Source organism: Rhodococcus sp. NPDC059968, assembly GCF_042738615.1.
Lineage (GTDB): Bacteria > Actinomycetota > Actinomycetes > Mycobacteriales > Mycobacteriaceae > Rhodococcus_F.
Window position 1 is genome coordinate 1 of the sequence record NZ_JBHWUE010000200.1, and the last position, 7,566, is coordinate 7,566.

The window sequence follows — 7,566 nt, forward strand, 5'->3', positions numbered from 1 at the left end:
CGGCGGTGAAACTCAACGCCTCGGCCACACCGAGGAACGTGCGCAGCAGCTCCGGGTCGTACACCGAGCCTCCTCCTTCGTACACCTCACCGGCAGTCATGCATCTTTCCAATGAGAGTTATAGCAGAGATTGCACTCAGCTATCCCCCGCCGTCAACGACGATGAAAGGACACGGAACCCGGGGCCAGGCCCCAACAAGACAACGCCCCGTCACAACGCGGTAACCGGATGAGGGACCAAACACATCGGCAGGCAATCGCACCAATTGCTCACGCCCTAACAGATAAGGACAACGGTGACACTCACCGACCGCACGCGCACCGTCGCTCGGATCACCGCCGTAGACCTGCTGCTCTACGCAACGATGGTCCTGGTGTGGGGCTCGACCTACTTTTTCACTGCGATTGCGCTCCGTGGATTTGCCCCCATGGCTCTGGTGTCCGCGCGGATGGCTATCGCCGCTCTCATGCTCTGTGGACTGGTGTGCATAAAGCGCGTACCGCTGCCGAGCAGACGCGTTGCAATGCAGTTGTTTGCCCTCGGTATCTGCAACGTCGCCATACCGTTCACCCTGCTGACCATCGTCCAGACCCACCTACCGTCCACGTTGATGAGCGTTCTGTCCGCGACTACACCGATCTTCACCTTCCTCATCGCCGGCCTGGTAATTCGGGCAGAGCAGGTCACCGTCAGCCGCGCGGTCGGTATCGGGTTGGCCTTCGTCGGCGTCGCGTGCATGCATCCACCTCAAGGCGGCGGCGGATGGATATGGCCACTCGCCGCGGCGGCGGCAATGCTCGTGTTCGCCATCGGTAATATCGCCAACAACCGTTACCTAGCGGGGGTTGATCCGCTGTTGATCGCGGCCGGCCAGATCACGACCGGCGCCCTGGTTTCCGCACCACTGGCCATCCTGGAGGGACACCCCATCGGGAGACCCGGCTGGGCCCCGGTGGCCGCGCTGATCGAGCTCGGACTACTCGCCTCAGCCTTGTGCTACCTGCTGTATTTTCGCTCGATCCAACGTCTGGGCTCGACGGTGACCTCTTTCAGTACGTTTATGCAGCAGCCGATCGGACTCGCGTTGGGCGTATGGGTGCTCGGGGAAACGATCACCGCCCAGCAATGGGCCGCACTCGGCGCCATTCTGACCGGTCTTGCGATATTCACCAGCGGGGCCACACTCGCCCCGCTACTCAGGCGCCCATCATGACTCGCACCCGATCTTGCCGGAATACGGTCCATCCGCTAGGCAAGGGAGAGTCGACAAACTCGGCCTACGACAACACCATCCGCCGACCGAGACGCACCAGCTCCGGAGAGTCGACGCTCCCGGCATAGGATAGGAATTTCAACGGTCAGCCGGAGAGCGCTGATACTCCCATCTTCATCGCTGCGGCGAGGACAATCACTCTTTCGAACGTCCACCCAAACTGCAAGAGGGAAATAGTTTCTATCTTTGGTACTCAACCGACGCCGATGGATGAATCACACACGTGAGCAGCACATCTCATAATCCGATGCAAGCCATGGTTCCTAAGCACCGGCCTCATTCCCGTACAGCAGCACGGAAGCTGAACCTGACGCGTGCCCACGGCGTAACCCTCACGCTCGCTGCGACCCAACAGCCCTCGGCCAGAACATGATTTTCGCTTTCGCTGGAATGACCCAGCCTGATACCGAAACGCTATCCCGAACGGCGGCGGCGTCCACGGCAAAGCTTCCGATCGTGCCTAGACCTAGACGATATGAGGGGCTGGGCTGAGACACCACGCACATGTGAACGTGGGTTGCCAACACGAAACGGGTTGTTGAGCGCCGCTTCGAATGACGACCACTGGGCCGGTGATCGTCACTCCCGATGCAGATGTATGCCGGGTCGAGTGCCGGGGCCCGACGATTGCAGCCCGTCCCCATGTCAGGGGGCTGCTCCACATCGCGCCGGCGACCCTGCGGAACGGGAGAGACCCGCCAGGCCCCCGGAACACTGTATGGATCGTAAAAGTAGACGCGGATCGGTTGCGGCGCAACGCTGCCACCCGCAAGTGGCATGAGTATGCGCGACATCGCTGACCGGATCGGACGGTCACCCTCGACGAGATCCTACCGGTCCCGACACGCCGCACGCGATCGCTGATTCTTCGCTTGTGAGACCTACCGTGCGCACGCCGAGGTCGCGGAAGTCGTCCTCGACGGCTTTCTCACCGTATCCCCAGCTGGGGCCAGCTGGGGTGTGTCGGCCGGGCGCCGCTTTCGATGTTGTGGTCCACGATCACGTCGTCGTCGTCGCCTTCGACGAGCTGGGCCATGTGGCCGAAACTCGATCGGCTTACCGAGCCGTCCAGTGGCGATGGGCCGGCTGGGCGTCGAGTCGTACAGGCCGACCCGCGGCCCCCGCGCCGACAACGATCCGATCAATCCGACCTGTCACTCAGTGACTCGAATCGCAGCCGCGGGGCACAGCATCGCTGCCTCGCGTGCGGCCTCATGCAATTCAGCCGGCGGTGAATCGGCTAGAAGTACGACGACGCCGTCCTCGTCGCGTTGATCGAACACCTCAGCGGCTGCCCGCACGCATTGCCCGCCACCAACACATGCATCCTCGTCAACCTCGATATGCATCTTCTCCATCTCCTTTCTGGCCAAGGCGAACCTATGAACAGGAAACCCTGGTCCCACTTGCGATAAGCGCAAGCGGTCGTGAACAGTCCCCGGGAGACATGCCAGGTGTTCGGGGGTATGGGCCGCCCAAAAACACTGGGTCGGCACAGCACCCATCGATATACCGAGGATACGAGTGACTCCCTACTCTCCCGTTAGCTTCGGGTAGCTCGGCGAAGTCGCGAACGTAAAGCGTGCATGAACCCCGGTACCTCGAACCTGTCATTCGGATAGACACCGAACGTGTCATTCGGATAGACACAATGATTGACCACCCTTCTCACCGGACGCGACCGACAATCTGTCTATTCTGATCGCGGCAAGTCAACACAGATTTCAGCATTCAGCGGCTCAAGTGACGGCAGCGCTTATGCCGATCCACGCGCCGCCGTAGCTGCCCGAGCCATGCACGCACTGATGATGGCTTTTGACATGACAAATCAACGCAGCACCGGGCTAAACCGCCGGGTGGCCCGGGGGATCTCACCCCGGGGCCACCCGGCGGGCTAAACCACTCGCCCACCGCTACAGCCGGTAGCCACCGCGGGCGTCGAGGCCACGTAGTGGCGTATTCGCGTCGGAAATTGCGATTCGTTTGCAGCGTCGTGCCCGACAGCTCGCCCCGCGCACAGACGTCGCGGGTATCAGCGCCGTTTCGGTGCGCTGCACCAGTTCGCACCCTTGTCGATCGATGAATCTCGCCATGCTTGACTGAACAGATCGTCGTTCGGTCAACCTTGTGCCCGCGCTTGGGGATACCCAACACACACGGCGGTGCTCGAGTTGGTCCGCCGTGCAGTTGCGAGCGTCCAGCAAATTTCCTGCGAGCGCTTCGAGCCACCTCGGCCCGGCCCTCTGACGCAACGGTCCTCGACTCGGCGAGCCGCAAGCGGTGGTTGCCACTGTGCCGGTTCGCTGGTATCGCGACCGCCAGAAACGTCCGCACCTGCTCCGGCGGAAACATCACCCACCCCATCCTGTTGCCCGCTCGTCACGTCCCGACGGCCTGAAACCGCAGGCAGGTCGTCGGGGTTCGTCCGCGCGACTCATCGCGGTTCGCAATGAGAATTATTGCATCAATTAACTTTCAAAATTGGTGGAGTACCCCTGACGATAGAGACACACATCGAAAACGAAAGAGGCACTTCGTCGTGACCAGGGCGGCCGACAAACGCGAGCATCCCCGCACCCCATCGAAAACACCTACCACGCCACAAGTCCAGGTTCGCCGCGACTGGAATCCCGGAACTTCCCACTGCTTTTGCCCGGCCCAACAGGGTCGACCACCAGGCTGTGGATGCAGCGCATCGCCCAAGACTGTCGCCAACTCCATCACAGTCGGTATCAGCATTCCATTGCCGAGGCCATGATGGCGGCACACATGTCACGCGTGCGACCTAGTGGCCAGGCTGCGCGACGGAAGTGCAGTGACCTCTGGGACCGGTTCAGTGCCTCCGATCCCGGGCTGATCCGCCTCACCAGCACCCTCGCCGCCGTCGGCGGCGTCCTTCTCACCCTGCTCGTCCTCGGTCTGGTCGGCACCTCGGTCTTGGCGATGGTAGTTGGCGCCTGGATCGCCATGGTCGCGGGCTACGCGGTCAGCGATCCGAACCCGCGCGGTCAAGCGATCACCCTCGCCTGGGCGCTGCCGGTCAGCATCCTCACCGTGATTCTGGGCACGCTCCTGGCGCCGAACCGCGTGCTTGCGGACACCGTCTTCCTGCTGCTCATCTTCATAGGCGTGTACGTCCGGCGGTACGGGCCACGTGGCAACGGCTTGGGCGAGTTCACCTTCCAAATCTTCTTCGTCGCCCTGTTCGCCCGCGCCACACCCGCACAATTGCCCAGCATGTGCGCCGTCGTGGTCCTCGCACTCGCCTGCTCCGGCCTCGTCCAGCTCGGCCTGGTCCGTGCCACACCGGAGCGCACCCTGCGTCGGCTGCGGCGCGCATTCCGGGCCCGACTGGGGGCGACCGTGGACGCCATGATCGACATTGCCGATGTCAAACCCGACACCCCCGCCGCCGACCGCGCAGCCGCCGCGCTGCACCGGCGCACCGCCCGGCTGCACCAGTGCGCCTTGATGATCCAGTCCCGACTTGAGACCGGCATCGAGGACCCGGGCACCGCCAGCCTGGTGCAGCGGCGCATCGCCGAGGCGGAGATCGCGACCGAGCACCTGGCCATCGCGTGGCTGCGGGCACTGCGCCCACACCCGGACAACGCCGTCACCACCCTGGCGCTGCACCTGCCCACCGCGCGGCGCAGCACCCGGGCGTCCGGAGCCGTCGCCGACCGGCCCACACTCGTCGACCCGGCGGTGGCACGGCTGACCGGTGAACTCCGCGACCTCCGCCTGCTGGTGTCCCGTCCCATCAGCGCCGGACACGACCCCGGACTGGCCAGGGTCCGCGACCGACTGCTCGGCTACCGCCACGACCAACGCATCCCCGAGAACACCACCGCCGCCACGGCGGACGTGTACCGCGCCGCCGGTGAGCTCACCCGGGCCCTCACGGGCCTACGGCTCATCCTGGGCGCCGCCCGCGGCGATGGCGACCAAAGACCCGAGACCGCGCGCTCCCGGGTGGAGCTCGAAGCCGAGGACCACGCACTGCAGACCGACGAGGCCGCCACCGCGGAGCCGACCGGCCTGGCCCGGCCCAGCACCCGGGCGGCACTCCAAACCGCCGCCGGCTCCGCGATAGCGATTCTGGGCGGCGAGCTGCTCTCCCCTCAGCACTGGTATTGGGCGCTGCTCACCTGCTGGCTGGTCTTCCTCAACACCGCATCGGTAGGCGACATCCTCATCAAGAGTTACCGGCGGCTGGCCGGGACCATGGCAGGGGTGGTCCCCGGCATCGGCCTGGCAGCGCTGGTCGCCGGCCACACGTGGACGGCCTTCGCCCTGACGATCCTCTGCCTCATCGGCGCCTACTTCACCGCGTCGGTGTCCTACGTGCTGGCGACGTCCTTCGGCACCGCGATGATCGGCCTGCTCTACAGCCTGCTCGGTTCCTACAGCGACGGATTGCTGGTATTGCGGATCGAACTGACCGCGGTCGGCGCGGCCAGCGGGCTGATCGCGGCGCTGCTGGTGCTACCAGCGCGCACGAGGCACCGGACAGACCAGCAACTCGCCCAGGTACTGCACCGGATGCGCACCGTGATCACCCAGTCGGTCGCGCAGCTCACCGGCCAACCGCACACCAGCCCACTGGACGCCGCGCGGGAACTGGACGGCGCCATCGACGCCTTCCGCATCATGACGCAGCCGCTCACCCACCCTGCCAGCCCGCTCCGCGAGCGGCGCAGCCGCGCCCGCTACATCCTGGCCATGCTCGAAACCTGCTCTTTCCACGCACGCAGCCTCGCCGCCACCGCCGAACTGATGCCCGCCAACCCGCACACCCTCGCCGACCCCCGACTGGCCAAGGCAGGACAGCGACTGACAGACAACCTGACCACACTGACCGAGTTCGTACAGAACGACAGCCACGCGCAGCAGGCACTGCAGAGCGGCCCTCCCTTGACCGCCCCCATTCCCGGCGGCCCCAGCCGCGCAGACCCCGGCGCCGCCGTCACCGAGCAGATTCTGCGACACCTGCAGCGGCTCGACGAGACCGCGCTCAGCCTGGGCCACCCACTTGCTCGACTGACCCTCTAAGGATCTTCTACGGACTGCATTGCCCATCACGGTCCTTGATCAATGCTCAGTCGAAGACCATCACCCCAAATCCTCAACGCCACGCGGGAGTCCCCCTCCATGCCCGAATAGCGGCCACCCATTCCGAAATTCAACGCGCAAAGACCCCGAAGTCGGTAAGCCCGACTCTGCAACCAAGGAGTGCCTCTTCCAAATGCCGTTGCTCATTATTCATGCTGTGCTTGCGTTCACCAGTCTGATCACACCCCGCCGCGCCGCCGCGGTGATCCAACGGGTTCAAACAAACATCGCCCTCGTGCGAGCCAACGCAAGATGGTTAGCGATGGCAGCGTCCGGGCCAGAGCCGTTCGAGACTTCGACCGAGGGGACCTCTGGGCCCATCCGTCTAGCAACTCACCAGTTGACGGACTCTGATCGTCCTCCTTCGGTTTCCTACCAGTAATTCGGTTGACCCGAAGGGCTTACCCGCGTAGCAACAACCGTCAATCTCGTTCGCCACGCCCCACAATCCTCAGTTCGAGGGTTCTGGTTTCAGGGGCACGGCCCTGGACAGGATTGCCGAGGTGAGGGCGGTCGCCGATTGCTCCGGGGCGCGAGGATTGGTCAGCAGCACAAGGTCGAGAGCGGGCAACGCCGGAAGCCCGGTCGAGGCGGGCAACTCCACAATGTCCGAGGGCAGCAGGGAGCGTGCGAACACCGCGATCCCCAGCCCGGCCCGGACCGCGGCGAGAACCCCGTTGACCTGAATCGCCCTGGATCGAGTGGAGACTCCGGTTCAGGCCACCTCGGGGGTTGAGGTAGCCGGGGGACGCTGTTCACGATAGCGGGTCTCGTACCAGGTCGGCGAGAGATAGTCGATCGACGAGTGCAACCGGTCCGCATTGAACCAGCGAACCCACTCGGCGGTTTCCCGCTCCACCTCGGCCCGACCGCTCCACGACGCGTCACGGTCGATCAGCTCGGTTTTGTAGAGGCCGATCGTTGATTCCATCAGCGCGTTGTCGAGGGCGTCCCCGACACTTCCGATGGATCCGGCGATCCCCGAAGCGATCAACGCCTCGGTGAAGGCCAGAGACGTATACTGGCTCCCCGCATCGCTGTGATGCACCAAACCCGTTGATGTGAAACGGATGTCGGTTCTCCTGCGGGTGAACAACGCCTGCTCGAGCACTCCGGTGACCAACACGGTGGTCTTGGATGTCATCACCTGCCACCCGAGGATCCGGCGGGAGAACAC

General features: G+C 64.3%; 5 protein-coding genes and 1 pseudogene. 2 read left to right on the plus strand and 4 right to left on the minus strand.

The window, feature by feature from the left end; translation table 11 throughout:
- The first annotated feature begins 296 nt into the window (after positions 1–296).
- The gene (locus ACFWAY_RS52565; RefSeq protein WP_378516366.1) at positions 297–1,214 is read left to right on the plus strand and encodes a DMT family transporter; all 918 of its coding nucleotides are present in this window, start codon (positions 297–299) and stop codon (positions 1,212–1,214) included.
- A gap of 942 nt (positions 1,215–2,156) precedes the next feature.
- Here ACFWAY_RS52565 and ACFWAY_RS52570 read toward each other — a convergent pair.
- Positions 2,157–2,389 (minus strand): annotated as a pseudogene (locus ACFWAY_RS52570) (ISNCY family transposase); the annotation flags it as partial.
- A 39-nt stretch (positions 2,390–2,428) separates the two neighbouring features.
- Positions 2,429–2,623 carry a ferredoxin gene (locus ACFWAY_RS52575; protein ID WP_378516370.1) on the minus strand — a complete coding sequence of 65 codons (195 nt, stop codon included), beginning with the start codon at positions 2,621–2,623 and terminating at the stop codon, positions 2,429–2,431.
- A gap of 1,420 nt (positions 2,624–4,043) precedes the next feature.
- Here ACFWAY_RS52575 and ACFWAY_RS52580 point away from each other — a divergent pair.
- Entirely contained in the window at positions 4,044–6,329 is a 2,286-nt protein-coding gene (locus tag ACFWAY_RS52580; protein ID WP_378516367.1) for an FUSC family protein, read from the plus strand.
- Between the two features lie 511 nt (positions 6,330–6,840).
- On the opposite strand, the gene ACFWAY_RS52585 is transcribed toward ACFWAY_RS52580, so the two are convergent.
- Together ACFWAY_RS52585 and ACFWAY_RS52590 are read right to left on the minus strand one after the other, a co-directional pair.
- Positions 6,841–7,026: a hypothetical protein gene (locus ACFWAY_RS52585; RefSeq protein ID WP_378516368.1), complete on the minus strand. Its 186-nt coding sequence runs from the start codon at positions 7,024–7,026 to the stop codon at positions 6,841–6,843.
- Between the two features lie 78 nt (positions 7,027–7,104).
- Positions 7,105–7,566 (minus strand): transposase (locus tag ACFWAY_RS52590; protein WP_378516369.1); only part of this gene is annotated, 462 nt, incomplete at its 5' end.